General features: G+C 71.6%; 13 protein-coding genes. 10 read left to right on the top strand and 3 right to left on the bottom strand.

What is annotated here, in order from left to right; translation table 11 throughout:
• Positions 1 to 327 precede the first annotated feature (327 nt).
• The 3 genes from pnp (at position 328) to GWK15_RS12565 (ending at position 5,025) form a co-directional block, all read left to right on the top strand.
• Entirely contained in the window at positions 328 to 2,559 is a 2,232-nt protein-coding gene (pnp, locus tag GWK15_RS12555) for a polyribonucleotide nucleotidyltransferase (protein ID WP_168041674.1), read from the top strand.
• Between the two features lie 88 nt (positions 2,560 to 2,647).
• Positions 2,648 to 4,048 (top strand): NAD(P)H-dependent flavin oxidoreductase, encoded by a 1,401-nt coding sequence (locus GWK15_RS12560; protein WP_168041675.1) that lies wholly within the window; start codon positions 2,648 to 2,650, stop codon positions 4,046 to 4,048.
• An 11-nt stretch (positions 4,049 to 4,059) separates the two neighbouring features.
• Positions 4,060 to 5,025 (top strand): glycosyltransferase family 2 protein, encoded by a 966-nt coding sequence (locus GWK15_RS12565; RefSeq protein WP_168041676.1) that lies wholly within the window; start codon positions 4,060 to 4,062, stop codon positions 5,023 to 5,025.
• On the opposite strand, the gene GWK15_RS12570 is transcribed toward GWK15_RS12565, so the two are convergent.
• Positions 4,994 to 5,977: a Bug family tripartite tricarboxylate transporter substrate binding protein gene (locus GWK15_RS12570; protein WP_168041677.1), complete on the bottom strand. Its 984-nt coding sequence runs from the start codon at positions 5,975 to 5,977 to the stop codon at positions 4,994 to 4,996. The genes GWK15_RS12565 and GWK15_RS12570 overlap by 32 nt on opposite strands.
• Positions 5,978 to 6,218: 241 nt before the next feature.
• On the opposite strand from GWK15_RS12570, the gene secB reads away from it, so the two are divergent.
• Genes secB through GWK15_RS12585 form a run of 3 tightly spaced genes read left to right on the top strand, consistent with a single transcriptional unit; the run spans position 6,219 to position 8,520 of the window.
• Positions 6,219 to 6,722 carry a protein-export chaperone SecB gene (gene secB / locus GWK15_RS12575; protein WP_168041678.1) on the top strand — a complete coding sequence of 168 codons (504 nt, stop codon included), beginning with the start codon at positions 6,219 to 6,221 and terminating at the stop codon, positions 6,720 to 6,722.
• A 53-nt stretch (positions 6,723 to 6,775) separates the two neighbouring features.
• A complete protein-coding gene (gene hemH / locus GWK15_RS12580; RefSeq protein WP_168041679.1) occupies positions 6,776 to 7,873 on the top strand; it encodes a ferrochelatase in 1,098 nt (365 codons plus the stop codon).
• Positions 7,870 to 8,520: an HAD family hydrolase gene (locus GWK15_RS12585; RefSeq protein ID WP_338147242.1), complete on the top strand. Its 651-nt coding sequence runs from the start codon at positions 7,870 to 7,872 to the stop codon at positions 8,518 to 8,520. The genes hemH and GWK15_RS12585 overlap by 4 nt, the downstream gene beginning before the upstream one ends.
• A gap of 125 nt (positions 8,521 to 8,645) precedes the next feature.
• Here GWK15_RS12585 and trpS read toward each other — a convergent pair whose 3' ends face one another.
• A complete protein-coding gene (trpS, locus tag GWK15_RS12590; protein WP_168041681.1) occupies positions 8,646 to 9,647 on the bottom strand; it encodes a tryptophan--tRNA ligase in 1,002 nt (333 codons plus the stop codon).
• A 154-nt stretch (positions 9,648 to 9,801) separates the two neighbouring features.
• Here trpS and GWK15_RS12595 point away from each other — a divergent pair, with 154 nt between their 5' ends.
• From GWK15_RS12595 to GWK15_RS12605, 3 genes are read left to right on the top strand one after another with little or no spacing between them, the layout of a single operon-like run.
• The gene (locus tag GWK15_RS12595) at positions 9,802 to 9,957 is read left to right on the top strand and encodes a hypothetical protein (RefSeq protein ID WP_168041682.1); all 156 of its coding nucleotides are present in this window, start codon (positions 9,802 to 9,804) and stop codon (positions 9,955 to 9,957) included.
• 31 nt (positions 9,958 to 9,988) lie between these two features.
• Positions 9,989 to 10,432, top strand: coding sequence for an Rrf2 family transcriptional regulator (locus GWK15_RS12600; RefSeq protein ID WP_168041683.1), 444 nt, complete (start codon positions 9,989 to 9,991; stop codon positions 10,430 to 10,432).
• A gap of 16 nt (positions 10,433 to 10,448) precedes the next feature.
• Entirely contained in the window at positions 10,449 to 12,113 is a 1,665-nt protein-coding gene (locus GWK15_RS12605) for a SulP family inorganic anion transporter (RefSeq protein WP_168041684.1), read from the top strand.
• 1 nt (position 12,114) lies between these two features.
• Here the strand turns inward: GWK15_RS12605 and GWK15_RS12610 are convergent, their stop codons facing one another.
• Positions 12,115 to 12,789: a YggS family pyridoxal phosphate-dependent enzyme gene (locus GWK15_RS12610; RefSeq protein WP_168041685.1), complete on the bottom strand. Its 675-nt coding sequence runs from the start codon at positions 12,787 to 12,789 to the stop codon at positions 12,115 to 12,117.
• A 135-nt stretch (positions 12,790 to 12,924) separates the two neighbouring features.
• Between GWK15_RS12610 and GWK15_RS12615 the strand changes: the two genes are divergently transcribed.
• Entirely contained in the window at positions 12,925 to 14,961 is a 2,037-nt protein-coding gene (locus GWK15_RS12615; RefSeq protein ID WP_168041686.1) for a tetratricopeptide repeat protein, read from the top strand.
• Positions 14,962 to 14,965 lie beyond the last annotated feature (4 nt).

Consider the following 14,965-nt stretch of genomic DNA (forward strand, 5'->3'; position numbering starts at 1 on the left):
TGGCTGCGCCCCGGGGGCATGGCCGACCGCCGCGGCTGCGGCGGGCTGACAGAGAAAGCCGCGGGACCCGGGATCGGACCGCCGCGGCGTTTCCGGCCACATGGGCGGCCTTCCCGTCGCGAGATCCGCGATGGGCCCACCCCATGCCGCCCGAGACGCCGAGCATACCGGCCCCTTGTCCTGGACCCCTCGGTCCCGACCTGTTCCGCCCACCGTTGTCGCTTCTTTGGGGTCCCAAGGGGCCTGACATGCCGCGTGGCTGCCTGCGATGGACGGGCGGGCGCGGTTCGCGCGGCGCATCCGGCGCCGGGCACGAGAGGACGACAGATGTTCGACAAGTACTTCCGCAAGGAAATCGCCTGGGGTGGCAAGACCCTGGTGCTGGAGACCGGCAAGATTGCCCGCCAGGCCGACGGCGCCGTGGTGGCGCGCCTCGGCGACACCATCGTGCTCTGCACGGCCGTGGGCAACCGCTCGGTGAAGCCGGGCCAGGACTTCTTCCCGCTGACCGTGAACTACCAGGAAAAGGCCTTCGCCGCGGGCAAGATCCCCGGTGGCTTCTTCAAGCGCGAGGGCCGTCCCTCGGAGTTCGAGACGCTGGTCTCGCGCCTCATCGACCGTCCGATCCGCCCGCTGTTCCCCGATGGGTTCCGCAACGAGGTCCAGGTCGTCGCGACGGTCCTGTCGCATGACATGGAGAACGAGGCGGACATCGTCGCGATGGTCGGCTGCTCCGCCGCGCTGACACTGTCGGGCATTCCCTTCTTCGGCCCGATCGCCGGCGCACGCGTCGGCTACGTCAACGGCCAGTACGTGCTGAACCCGACCGCCGAGGAGCGCAAGGCGAGCGCGCTCGACCTCGTCCTCGCCGGCACGGCCGAGGGCGTGCTGATGGTGGAATCCGAGGCGAGCGAGCTGACCGAGGAGGTCATGCTCGGCGCCGTCGAGTTCGGCCACAAGTCGTTCCAGCCGGTGATCCAGGCGATCATCGAGCTCGCCGAGGTCGCCGCGAAGGAGCCCTGGGCGCTCCCCGAGGAATCCGACGCGACCAAGGCGCTGAAGGCGCGCATCGCCGAGCTCGGCCGTGCCGACATGGCGGTCGCCTACACCGAGACGCAGAAGCTGCTCCGCCAGGAGAAGGTCGGCGCGGTGAAGAAGGCCGTCGTCGCGGCCCTCGAGGCCGAGGGTGCGGACGTCGCCGCGGCGAAGGGCCTGCTCAAGGAGCTCGAGGCCGACGTCGTCCGCAACAACATCCTCGACACCGGCAAGCGCATCGACGGGCGCGACACGCGCACCGTGCGCCCGATCGTCGCGGAAGTGGGCGTGCTGCCGCGCGCGCATGGTTCGGCGCTGTTCACCCGTGGCGAGACGCAGGCGCTCTGCGTCGCGACGCTCGGCACCGGGCAGGACGAGCAGATCATCGACGCCCTCACGGGCGAGTACCGTGAGGACTTCATGCTGCACTACAACTTCCCGCCCTACAGCGTGAACGAGACGGGCCGCATGGGCTCCCCGGGCCGCCGCGAAGTCGGCCACGGCAAGCTCGCCTGGCGCGCCATCCATCCGCTGCTGCCGGAGAAGGAGAAGTTCCCCTACACGCTGCGCGTCGTCTCCGAGATCACGGAGTCCAACGGCTCGTCGTCCATGGCGACGGTCTGCGGCACCTCGCTCTCGCTGATGGATGCGGGCGTGCCGCTGAAGCGCCCCTGCGCCGGCATCGCCATGGGCCTGATCAAGGAAGACCGCGGCTTCGCCGTGCTGTCCGACATCCTGGGTGACGAGGACCACCTCGGCGACATGGACTTCAAGGTGGCGGGCACGGAAGCCGGCGTGACCAGCCTGCAGATGGACATCAAGATCACGTCCATCACCTTCGAGATCATGAAGATCGCCCTGGAGCAGGCGCGCGAAGGCCGCCTGCACATCCTGGGCGAGATGGCGAAGGGCTTGACCGGCCACCGCACCGATGTCGCGGCGACCGCGCCGCGCATCACCGTCATCAACGTGCCGAAGGACAAGATCCGCGACGTCATCGGTTCGGGCGGCAAGGTGATCCGCGAGATCACCGAGCAGACCGGCACCAAGATCGACATCGAGGACGACGGCACGATCAAGGTGGCGGCGACCTCGACCGAGGCGGCGCAGAAGGCGATCGACTGGATCAAGGGCATCGTGGCCGAGCCCGAGGTCGGCGTGATCTACAACGGCAAGGTCGTGAAGACCGCCGAGTTCGGCGCCTTCGTGAACTTCCTCGGCGCCAAGGACGGCCTCGTCCACATCTCCGAGCTGGCGAATGAGCGCGTCCAGAAGACCACCGACGTCGTCAAGGAAGGCGACCAGGTGAAGGTGAAGGTCATCGGCTTCGACGACCGCGGCAAGGTGAAGCTGTCGATGCGCGTGGTCGACCAGGCCACCGGTGCGGACATCACCGAGCAGGTCGGCGCCCGGCGCCCCCGCCCCGAGGGCGAGGAGCGCGGCGAGCGCCGTGACCGTGGCGATCGCGGCCCCCGCCGCGACCGTGGCGAGCGGTCCGACCGCGGCGGCGAGGCCGCCGAGTAACCATCCGGAACGGACCGGCCGGGGCCCTGCACAGGGGCCCCGGCCGGTGCCATATTCCTGTCACGTAGTTGCTTGGGAGCGGCCGGTCTTGAAGGCGATCAACGCGATCCGGATGGGGGGTTTCGAGGTCCTGCCGCTGGTGGAAGGCGGCAAGGGCGTCTCGGTGTCGAATGGCGCGTCCTGCGGGGCCTGGTCGGCCTCCGGCGGCGTCGGCACCTTCTCCGCGGTCAATGCGGATTCCTATGATGCGGACGGCAACCCGATCCCGCAGGTCTATCACGGCAAGACGCGCCGCGACCGGCATGAGGAACTCGTCCGCTACGCCATCGACGGCGCCATCACCCAGGCCAAGCGTGCCTGGGACGTGGCCGGCGGCAAGGGGCGGATCCACGCCAACATCCTGTGGGAGATGGGCGGTGCGGAGCGCGTCGCGCGCGGGATGCTGGAAGGGGCCAAGGGCCTGATCCACGGCATCACCTGCGGTGCGGGCATGCCCTATCGCCTGGCCGACATCGCCCGCGACTACGGCGTGCACTACTACCCGATCGTGTCCTCGGCGCGCGCCTTCAACGCACTGTGGAAGCGCGCCTACCACAAGACGCGCGAATGGCTGGGCGGCGTGGTCTACGAGGACCCGTGGCTGGCCGGCGGCCACAACGGCCTGTCCAATTCCGAGGATCCGAAGAAGCCCGAGGATCCCTTCCCCCGCGTGCTGAAGCTGCGCCAGCAGATGCGCGAATTCGGCCTCGACGACGTGCCGATCATCATGGCCGGCGGCGTGTGGTGGCTGGAGGAATGGGAGGACTGGATCGACAATCCCGACCTAGGCCCCGTCGCCTTCCAGTTCGGCACCCGCCCGCTGGTGACGAAGGAAAGCCCGATCTCGGATGCGTGGAAGCAGCGCCTGATGACGCTGCAGCCCGGCGACGTGCTGCTGCAGCCCTTCTCCCCCACGGGCTTCTATTCCTCGGCCGTGCGCAACGACTTCCTCCATGAACTCGAGGAACGCAACGAGCGCCAGGTCGCCTACACCACCGAGCCGGTCGGCGAGCACATCGCCGAATACGGCGTCGGCCCGCGCAAGCGGAAGGTGTGGCTCGCCCCGCACGACCTCGCGCGCGTGAACCAGTGGGAGGCCGAGGGCTTCGTCGAGGCGATGCGCACGCCCGACAACACGCTGATCTTCGTGACGCCCGAGAAGTCGCAGGAGATCGTGCAGGACCAGATCGACTGCATGGGCTGCCTGTCGCAGTGCCGCTTCAGCAACTGGTCGCAGCACGAGCCCGAATTCTCGAACGGCAAGAAGGCGGACCCGCGGTCCTTCTGCATCCAGAAGACGCTGCAGGACATCAGCCATGACGGCGCGCTCGAGCGGAACCTGATGTTCGCCGGGCACAACGCCTACCGCTTCGGCCAGGACCCCTTCTACTCGAACGGCTTCGTGCCGTCGGTGAAGCAGCTGGTCGAGAGGATCATGACGGGGCGGTGATCGGCGCGGCGATGACCCCTGCGCGCATCGCCGTCCTCATCCCCTGCTACAACGAGGAAGTCGCCATTCCCCGCGTGGTGGCGGACTTCCTCGCCGCGCTGCCCGGCGCCACCGTCTACGTCTACGACAACAATTCCCGCGACCGCACGCGGGAGGTCGCGGCCGCCGCCGGCGCCGTGGTCCGCCGCGAGCCCCTGCAGGGCAAGGGCAACGTCATCCGCCGCATGTTCGCCGACATCGAGGCGGACGCCTATGTCCTGGTCGACGGCGACGATACCTACGAGGCCGCGGCCGCGGCCGGCATGGTCGAGCGGCTTCTGGCCGAACGGCTCGACATGGTGACCGGGCTGCGCGTGACCGACGCCGATGCCGCGGCCGCCTACCGGCCCGGTCACCGCTTCGGCAATGTCGCGCTGACGGGCATGGTCCGCTGGGTCTTCGGCGACCGCATCGGGGACATGCTCTCGGGCTACCGCGTCTTCTCCCGCCGCTTCGTGAAGTCCTTCCCCGCGATCGCCTCCGGCTTCGAGACCGAGACCGAGTTCACCGTCCACGCGCTCGAGCTCCGCCTGCCGGTGGCCGAGGTGCGCACGCACTACAAGGAACGGCCGGACGGATCGGTCAGCAAGCTCAGCACCTGGCGGGACGGGATGCGGATCCTGCGCACCATCCTGCTGCTGGTGCAGCGCGAACGGCCGCTCGCCTTCTTCTCGACCGTGGGCGCGATCCTGGCCGCCACGGCGATCGGCATCGCCCTGCCGCTGATCCCGACCTACCTCGAGACCGGCCTCGTGCCGCGCTTTCCGACGGCGATCCTAGCCACCGGCCTCGGCATCCTCGCGAGCCTGGCGTTCACCTGCGGGCTGATCCTCGACAACGTCACCCGCGGCCGGCAGGAGGCGAGGCGCATGGCCTACCTCGCCATCCCGGCCTGGGAGGCGCCCGCTACTCCGCCCGCGCTCCCGACGCCCGGATGATGGGCGCAAGCCGCTGTTCCTCGGCGGCGCGGAAATCGGCCACCTGCTCGGGCGTGGTCCACCAGGCGGTGGACCCCTGGTCGAGGTACTGCCGCTTCAGGTCCTCCGCTTCCAGCGCACGACGGGCGAAGGCGGACATCCGCTCGATCGCCGCGCGCGGCACCCCGGCCGGTCCGCACAGGCAGGTCCAGGAGGACATGTCGTAGCCGGGCAGCGTCTCCGCGATCGAGGGCACGTCCGGGACGACCGGGCTGCGCGCGGCGGAGGTGACGCCGAGCGCCCGCACCCTGCCCTCCCGCGCCTGGGCCAGCGCGCCGGGGATGTTGTCGAAGATCATGTGCACGCGCCCGGCGATGATGTCCGGATAGGCCGCCGCGCTGCCGCGATAGGGCACATGGGCCATGTCCACCCCGGCCTTCATCTTGAACAGCTCGCCCGAGATGTGCAGCGTCGTGCCCGGCCCGGCCGAGCCATACGAATACTTCCCCGGATTGGCCTTCAGCACGGCGATCAGCTCGGCGACCGAGCGCGCCGGGATGTCGTTGTTGATCACCAGCAGGTTCGGCAGCTGCCACAGCCCGGTGATGAAGGTGAAGTCCCGGTGCGGGTCGAAGGGCAGCCGGGCATAGAGCGTGGGGGAGATCGCATGCGTTGCGATGCCGCCCATGCCGATGGTGTACCCGTCCGGCGTCGACTGCGCGATCGCGAGGTTGCCGACCACCCCGCCCGACCCGGTGCGGTTCTCGACCACGAATTGCTGACCGGTGACCTCGGACATCTTCTGGCAGAACTGGCGCGACAGCGTGTCGGTCGGCCCGCCGGCGGCATAGGGGCAGATGTAGCGGACGGGCTTGGACGGCCAGGCGTCCTGGGCGCCCGCGATGCGCGGCGCGGCAAGCCCGGTCGCGGCCAGCCCCAGCACGGCCCGGCGGCCGGGCGTCGATCCTCTCATGCGGCGTTCCTCCCTTGCGGCCCCTCTGGCGGGGGCCGTGGCCCGGAAGCCTAGGCGGAGGCACGGGCCGGAGGCGAGACAAACCCGCCGCGCGTGCCCGCGCGCCTGCGGCGGGCGGCGCCGGCCCGCATGCCCCCATGGGCCGCCCGGCGCCCGCGCCGATTGCGCAAGAGCGGAAAAGGTTCTAACCGCCGCGCCAACCGTCAGGCGCCGCGCCGCGCCCCTGCGAGAAGGTCCCGACATGTCCGACCAGCCGATTCCGCCCGTTCCGGGCGCCAATGGTGGCGCCAACGTCGCCACGGGCCCCGTGGTGCTGAACCTGCAGTTCACCAAGGACCTCTCCTTCGAGGTGCCGGGCGCGCCGCAGATCTTCCTCACGTTGCGCGAGGCGCCGCAGATCGACATCGCCCTCGATGTCCAGGCCCGCCGCCTGCAGGAAGGGCAGGAGACCTTCGAGATCTCCCTCAACATCCGCGCCGACGCCAAGGCGGCCGGGCAGACCGCCTTCATCGCGGAGCTCGTCTACTGCGGCATCTTCACGCTGAACGGCGTGCCGCCGGAGATGATGGAGCCGATCCTGCTGGTCGAATGCCCGCGGCTGCTCTTCCCCTTCGCGCGCAACATCCTCGCCGACGTGACCCGCGACGGCGGCTTCCCGCCGGTGCTGCTGGCGCCGATCGACTTCGTGCAGCTGTGGCAGCAGCGCCGGGGCCAGCCCATGGGCGCGCCGGTCGCGAATGCCTGAGACAGTGCGGGGGGCTTGATTCCGGGTCCCCCGCCGTCATCTGCGCCAGATCCATGACCAAGCGCCGCATCGCCATCGTGCTGTTCAACCTGGGCGGTCCCGACCGCCCGGAAAGCGTGCGGCCCTTCCTGGTCAACCTCTTCACCGACCCGGCGATCCTGCGCGTGCCGGGCTTCGTGCGGCCCTGGCTCGGCCGCATCATCGCCTGGCGGCGCACCAAGCCGGCGATGGAGAACTACGCCATCCTCGGCGGCCGGTCCCCGCTGCTGGAACTGACCGAGGAGCAGGGACGCTCCCTCGATGCCGCGCTCGCCGGCGATCCGGGGATCGAGGTCCGCTCCTTCGTCTGCATGCGCTACTGGCACCCGATGAGCGACGCCGCCGCGCGCGCCGTGAAGGACTGGGCGCCGGACGAGATCCTGCTGCTGCCGCTCTACCCGCAGTATTCGACCACCACGACCGGCAGCTCCATCGCGGCCTGGGACGAGGCCTGCCGCAAGGCCGGCCTGTCGGTGCCGACCACCACGCTGTGCTGCTGGCATTCCGACGGCGACTTCGCCGAGGCGACCGCCGCCCTGGTGCGCGACGCCTATGCCAAGGCGCGCGCGGAACTGCCGGCCGAGATCCCGCTGCGCATCCTGTTCTCCGCCCACGGCCTGCCCGAGAGCATCGTCGCCGCCGGCGACCCGTATCAGTGGCAGGTCGAGCGCAGCGTCGCCGCGGTCGTCGAACGGCTCCACATCGAGGGCCTGGACCACACCGTCTGCTACCAGTCGCGCGTGACGCCGCAGAAGTGGATCGGCCCCTCGACCGAGGAGGAGCTCGAGCGCGCGGCGCACGACAAGGTCGCCCTGCTGGTCTGCCCGATCGCCTTCGTGTCCGAGCATTCCGAGACGCTGGTCGAGCTCGACGTCGAATACCGCGAGGTCGCGGAGAAGCTCGGCGTGCCCGGCTATTTCCGCGTCCCGGCGCAGAACAGCGACCCGGCCTTCATCGGCGCGCTCGCGGCGCTGGTGCGCGGCGCGCTCGGCTCGGGCCGCGCGTTGTGCTCCTTCGCCGGCGGGCGGCAATGCCCGAAGCAGCATGGCGACTGCCCGCATGCGCGCCTGGCCGCCGACGACCGCCGTGCCCGCGTGAAGGAAGTGGCGTGAGGCCACCGGCCGCCGTCCTGTTCGACTGCGACGGCGTGCTCGCGGATTCCGAGATGCTGGTGAACGCCATCGTCGCCGACCAGCTGACGACGCTGGGCTGGCCGATGACGCCCTCGCAGTCGCGCGAGGCCTTCCTGGGCCTGTCCCTGCCGGACATGGTGCCGCGCATCGAGGCGCGGGTCGGCCCGCTGCCCGATGGCTGGGCGCAGGAGATCTCGGAGCTCCTCGCGCTCGAGATGACGCGCAACACGCCGGCGGTGCCGGGCGCGGTGGAGGCGGTGCGCGCGGTGGTCGCGGCGGGGATCCCCGTGGCCGTCGCGTCGAACTCGGCGCGGCCGGAACTGATGGCGAAGCTGCGCTCGCTGGGCCTGGCGGAGACCTTCGGCGCGCGCGTCTTCTCCTTCGAGGACGTGCCGCGTCCCAAGCCCTGGCCGGACATCTACATCGCGGCGGCGGCGTCCTGCGGCGCCGCGCCGCAGGATTGCGTGGTGATCGAGGACAGCGTGCCCGGCGTGCGCGCGGGCCGCGCGGCCGGCTGCCGCGTGCTGGGCTTCGCACACGAGACGCCGGCGGGCGTGCTGGCGGCGCACGGGGCGGAGCCGTTCGGCGCCATGGGGGAACTCGCGGCGCTGCTTGGGGTCGGCTGACCGGAGGGGCGCCGCCCCTCCGGACCACCCCGCCGAGGGCTTAAGGCCCTCGGAACCCAAACCGGTTTCCAAAGGCCCTTCGGCCTTTGGCGGGGAGGCTTGGAGGGGCAGAGCCCCTCCAACGATCACCGCCGCGGCAGGAACCCCACGATCTCCCGCGCCTTGGCGACGATCGGCTCCGCGATCGCGCTGGCGCGCTCCGCGCCCAGGTGCAGCGCCGCGTCCAGCGCGCCCGGATCCTCCAGCAGCCGCTTCAGTTCCGCCTGGATCGGGGCCAGGTGATCGACCAGCGCCTCGGTCAGCGTGTTCTTGAACTGCCCGAAGCCCTGGCCGCCATGCTCGCGCAGCACGTTCTCCGGCAGGGTCCCGGTGACGGCCGCGAGGATGCCGACCAGGTTGCGCGCCTCCGGCCGGCCTTCGAGGCCGGCCATGTGTTCGGGCAGCGGTTCGGGGTCGGTCTTCGCGCGCTTGATCTTCTGCGCGATCGAATCCGCATCGTCGTTGAGGTTGATGCGCGACTGGTCCGAGGGATCGGACTTCGACATCTTCTTCGTGCCGTCGCGCAGCGACATCACGCGCGCGGCGACGCCCTGGATCAGCGGCTCGATGTTGGGGAAGAACTCCACGCCGTAGTCGTGGTTGAACTTCTGCGCGATGTCGTTCGCGAGCTCGAGGTGCTGCTTCTGGTCCTCGCCCACCGGCACCTTGGTCGCGTGGTAGGCGTGGATGTCGGCCGCCATCAGGTTCGGGTAGACATAGAGGCCCGAGGACGCGGCCTCGCGGTCCTTGCCCGCCTTGTCCTTGAACTGCGTCATGCGGTTCAGCCAGCCGAGCCGCGCGACGCAGTTGAAGATCCAGGCGAGCTCCGCATGGGCGCGGACGTGGGACTGCACGAACAGCGTGCAGCGCTTCGGGTCGAGCCCGCAGGCGATCAGCGTCGCGGCCATTTCCCGCGTCTGCCGGCGCAGGTCGGCCGGGTCCTGCCAGACCGTGATCGCGTGCAGGTCGACGACACAGTAGATCGCCTCGTGCTGGTCCTGCAGCGGCACCCAGTTGCGGATGGCGCCGAGGTAGTTGCCGAGGGTGGGCACGCCCGAGGGCTGGATGCCGGAAAAGACGCGGGTCATCGGGAAAGGCACCGTTTCAATGGCTGCTGCGCGTGATCCCGCCTGCGGGCGGGCGCGTCAAGGCGGCGGGTGACGTAAAAGAGAGATTTAAAATCTTGCTTTCACCACGCCGGAGGTCCAGGGTGCCCCCATACCCAGCATGGGAAGCACGGCAATGACGGCCCTGACCAAGGCGTTCCTCCTGCCCGGGGAGATCGTGAGCGACCTGCTCGGCGCGGGCGCGAGCGACGACCGGATGATGATCCGCACCCTGGTGAACATGCTGGTGTGGAACCTCGTCGTGGTGCTGATCGTGGTGATGGTCTACTGACCGCGGCTGCCCCGACCCCAGCCTGGCCGCGATGCAGCTCACCGCCTTCACCGACTACACGCTGCGCACGCTGATCTACCTCGCGATCGAGGAAGGCCGGCGCGCGACCATCGCCGAGATCGCGGAGGCCTACGGCATCGCGGAGAACCACCTGACCAAGGTGGTGCTGCTGCTCGGCCAGGCCGGCGATGTCGAGACGCTGCGCGGGCGCGGCGGCGGGCTGCGGCTGGCGCGGCCGGCGAGCGAGATCAGCATCGGCACGGTGGTGCGGCGGACCGAACCGGGCATGGCGCTCGCCCCGTGCCTCGGCACCGGGGACTGCGTGATTACCCCCGCCTGCGGCCTGCGCCCCGTGCTGGCCGAGGCGCTCGACGCCTTCCTCGCCGTGCTGGACCGGTACACGCTGGCGGACCTGGTGGGCCGCTCGCGCGGCGGCCTCGCGCGGCTGCTCGGCCTGCCGGCGCCGGCGGCATAGCGGTCGCGATTTCCGCTTGGCCGACGCGGCGGCCCGGGCGGAGGATGCCGCCATGGTGCTGCCCGGCTGGTTGAGGAGTGTCACCGGCGCCACGCTGCGCGCGGATCTCGTCGCGGGGCTGATGCTCGCGGCCTACATGGTGCCGGCGGCGCTGGCGGATGCGGCGATCGCCGGGCTGCCGCCGCAGGCCGGGCTGCATGCCTGCATCTTCGCCGGCGCCGTCTTCTGGCTGTTCAGCGGGTCGAGCCGCACGGTCGTCACGGTCACCACCGGATTGTCGCTGCTGCTCGGCCAGGCGGTCGCCGAGATGTCCGGCGGCGATCCGGCGCGCCATGCCGCGCTGATTGCGGCGGCGACGCTCTGGGCGGGGGTCTTCGGCGCGCTGGGCTGGGCGCTCGGCGCGGGGGTGCTGGCGCGCTTCGTCTCCGAAACGGTGATGCTCGGCTTCAAATGCGGGCTCGCGCTGCACCTGGCGGCGGCGCAGCTGCCGAAGTTGCTCGGCTTCGCCGGGCATGGCGAGGACTTCTTCGCCCGCGTCGTCCACCTCGTCCTGCATGTGGGGGAGACGAACCTCGCCTCGCTGCTGATCGGCTCCGTGGCGCTGGCGGGGCTGCTGGTCGGCAAGGCGCTGGCGCCCACGCGGCCGGTTGCGCTGATCGTGGTGGTGGCCGGGATCGTGGCGGGCGCGCTGCTCGACCTCGCGCCCCACGGGGTCAGCCTGGTGGGCACGGTGCCACGGGGGCTGCCGATGCCCGGCCTCCCCGATGTCTCGCGCGCGGACCTGCGTGACACGCTGCCGGTCGGGCTCGCCTGCTTCCTGCTCGCGATCGTCGAGACCTCGGCGGTGGCGCGGATGTTCGCGCGGCGGGAAGGCCAGCGCTACGACGCGGGGCGCGACATGCTGGCGCTGGCGGCGGCGAACCTCGCGGCCGGGCTCGGGCGCGGCCTCGCGGTCAGCGGCGGGTCCTCGCAATCGGTGGTGAACGACGAGGCCGGGGCGCGCACGCCGCTCTCGGGCCTGTTCGCGGCGGGCGTGCTGCTGGTGGTCGCGGTGTCGCTGACCGGGCTGCTCGCGACGCTGCCGCAGCCGGTGCTGGCGGCGATGGTCCTCGCCGCGGTGACGGGGCTGATCGACATCAAGGGGCTGGTGCGGGCCTGGCGGTTCCGGCACTCGGAAGGGCTGGTGGCGCTCGCCGCGCTCGGCGGCGTGCTGGCGGCGGGGCTGCTGCAGGGGGTGCTGATCGGCGCGACGCTGTCGGTGGTGTTGATGCTGCGTTCGGCGCTACGCCCGGCGGTCGCCGAACTGGGCCGCGTGCCGGGCACCGATATCTTCGCCGACCTGGCGCACCGCCCGGATGCCGAGCGGCGGCCCGGCGTGCTGGTGCTGCGCTGCCGGTCCGCCGTGCTCTACATGAACGCCGAGCACGTGATGGACGCGACGCAGGCGCTGCTCGCCGCGCGGCCCGACCCGGTGCACCGCGTCGTCTTCGACATGACCGCCGTCACCGCGATCGACCTGCCGGGGGCGGAGATGTTCCTCGAACTGCGCCGCGCGCTGGCGGAACGCGGCATCGCGCTGGTCCTCGCCGGGCTGCGCGACACCGAGGCCGCGACGCTCGCCCAGGCGGGCTACGACGGCGGGCTCGAGCCCCACCGCCGTGTGGTGGAAGTCCTGGTCTGACTCAGGCCGGCGCGGGGCGGTGGCCGAAGATCGCGGTGCCGACGCGCACCAGCGTGGCACCTTCCTCGATCGCGATCTCGAAATCCGCGCTCATGCCCATCGAGACGACGGGCAGGCCATGCTTCGCAGCGAGGTCGCGCAGCCAGGCGAAATGCGGCCGCGGGTCCTGGTCCACGGGCGGGATGCACATCAGGCCGGTGACGGGCAGGCCGTACGCCTCGCGCGCGGCGCGGATGAAGGCGTCGGCCTCGGCGCGGGAGACGCCGGATTTCTGCGTCTCGTCGCCGGTGTTGACCTGCACCAGGCAATCGGGGCGGCGGCCTTCCTTCTGCATCGCCTCGGCGATGGCGGCGGCGAGCTTCGGGCGGTCGATGGTCTCGATGACGTCCGCGACGCGCACGGCGTCGCGCGCCTTGTTCGTCTGCAGCCCGCCGATGATGTGCAGCCGCATCGCCGGATGCGCGGCACGCAGGCCGGGGAACTTCGCCTGGGCTTCCTGGACGCGGTTTTCCCCGAAGACCAGCTGCCCGGCGGCCAGCGCCTCGACCACCGCCTCCTGCGGATGGGTCTTGGACACGGCGACGAGGCTGACGGAGCCGGCGGGACGCCCGGCGCGGGCGCAGGCGGCGTCGATGCGGGCACGGATGGCGGCGAGGTTGGCGGCGATGTCGGACATGGCGCGGAAGGTAGGTGGAAATCGCCGCGGGCGGCAGGGGTCCACACCCCCACACTCCTTGCCCGGCGCGGCGGCGCCACGCTAGAGCAACCGCCCCGAAGGCTGCGCCTTCCCCTCCGTTCCAGGATCAGACCGGTGAGCGAAGCCGCCGAACATCTCCGCGCCGCCGAAGCCGCCTTCCGCGCCGGCCGCGGCCCCGAGGCCGAGCAGGCCCTGCGCGCCGCGATGCGCGCCGCCCCGATGGAACCTGCCGTCCAGCACATGGGCGGGATGGGGTTGTTGCGCCTGGGCCGCCTGCCCGAGGCGCTGGCGCCGCTCGCCAGCGCCGCGGCCGAGCCGGACGCGCCGACCGCCTGGATCGTCGCCCACGGCAATGCCGAAGCCATGGCCGGCCGCGCCGCCGAGGCCGAGGCCGCCTTCCGCCGCGTGCTCGCCCGCGAACCGGCCAATCCCGTCGTCCTGCTGAACCTCGGCATCCTGCTGACCGGCCGCGGCGCCCATGAGGAAGCGCGCCAGGCGATCGAGGCCTCGCTTGCCGCGCGGCCGGGCCATCCGACCGCGCTGCTCGCGCTGGGCAACGTGCACGACAAGGCGGGCGATCCCTTCGCCGCGGCCGCCGCCTGGCGGCAGGCCGTCGCGGCCAAGCCCGACTTCGCCGAGGCGCATGCCAATCTCGGCGGCGCGCTCGCCACGCTCGGCCAGGCGGCGGAAGCCGAGGCGACGCTGCGCCAGGCGCTGGCGCTCAACCCGGGCCTCGGGCTGGCGCGGCAGCGCCTCGGCGAATTGCTCCTTGCCGCCGGCCGCGGCGCGGAAGCCGAGGCCGAACTGAAGCAGGTCACGGCGCGCGACCCGAAGGCGGGCTCCGCGCTCAACAGCCTCGGCCTCGCGCAGCGGGCGCAGGGGCGGCTGCCCGATGCGCTGGTGTCGTTCCGGTCCGCCATCGCCGCGCAGCCCGGCCTCGCCGAGGGCCACACCAACCTCGCCCTGCTGCTCGCCTGGCTGGGCGAGGCGCCGGCGGCGACCCAGGCGGCGGAGCGCGCCGTCGCCCTCGCCCCGGCCGACGACCGGGCGCATATCGCCGCCGCCGTCGCGGCCGCCGCGCGCGGCGACGTGCCTGCCGCGCAGGCGGCCTCGCGCGAGGCGGTGCGGCTCAAGCCCTTCACGCAGGTGCCCGCCCAGGGTGCGACGGAAGCGACGGTGCTGGTGCTGCAGGCCCTGGGCGAGGGGCATTTCCAGCCCGCTCCGGGCGGGGTGAAGCTGCCCGAGGGGCACAACAACGCCTCGGACCATCTCGATCCCGCGCGCTTTGCGCGCGTGCACCTGTATGTCGATGCACTCGAGGCCAATCCCGGCGTGCTCGACCGCCTGCCGCCCTGCGACGTCGTCTACAACGCGATCACCGAGCCGGAGGGCATGAAGCGCGGGCTCGAGCTCGCGGCGATGGCGGTCGCGCGGCTCGGCCTGCCGGTCATCAACCCCCCGGCCGAGGTGCCCCGCGTCGCCCGCGACCTCGCCCCGGAGATTTTCGCCGGCATCGAGGGGCTGGTGGTCCCGCGCACCGCCCGCGTCGCCGCCGCGCCCGACACTGCGGCCGCGGTGCGGGCTGCGATGGCCGAGGGCGGGCTCGCCTTCCCGCTCATCTCCCGCCCCGCCGGGACGCATACCGGCGAGGGGATGCTGCTGCTGGAGAAGGAGGAGGATCTCGCCCAGTTGCCGGCGTCGACCGACCTTTTCCTGACCGAGTTCGTGGACTACCGCGACGCCGACGGGCTGTATCGCAAGACCCGTCTTCTGGTGATCGGCGGGCGGGTCATGCCCGAGCACTGGGCGACGGCCGACCACTGGAACATCCACCATCGCAACTCCCGCGCCTGGATGGGCGCGCACCCCGAGGACCAGGCGCGCGAGCGCGACTACCTCGAGAACTTCGAGAAGCGGATCGGCCTGCCGCGCCTCGTGGCGCTGGGGGAGATGGCCGATCGTCTCGGCCTCGATTTCTTCGGCGTCGACGCGGCGCTGCTGCCCGACGACCGGCTGCTGGTCTTCGAGGCCAATCCCTCGATGCGGGCCATGTTCGCCGAGGCGAAGGAAGGCTTCGACTACCTGCTGCCGAACCTGGGGCGGATCTCGGCCGCCTTCTGCGACCTGGTGCTGCGCCGCGCGCGGCGCTGAGGGG

It is taken from the genome of Neoroseomonas oryzicola (genome assembly GCF_012163135.1).
In the GTDB taxonomy this organism is placed as follows: domain Bacteria; phylum Pseudomonadota; class Alphaproteobacteria; order Acetobacterales; family Acetobacteraceae; genus Neoroseomonas; species Neoroseomonas oryzicola.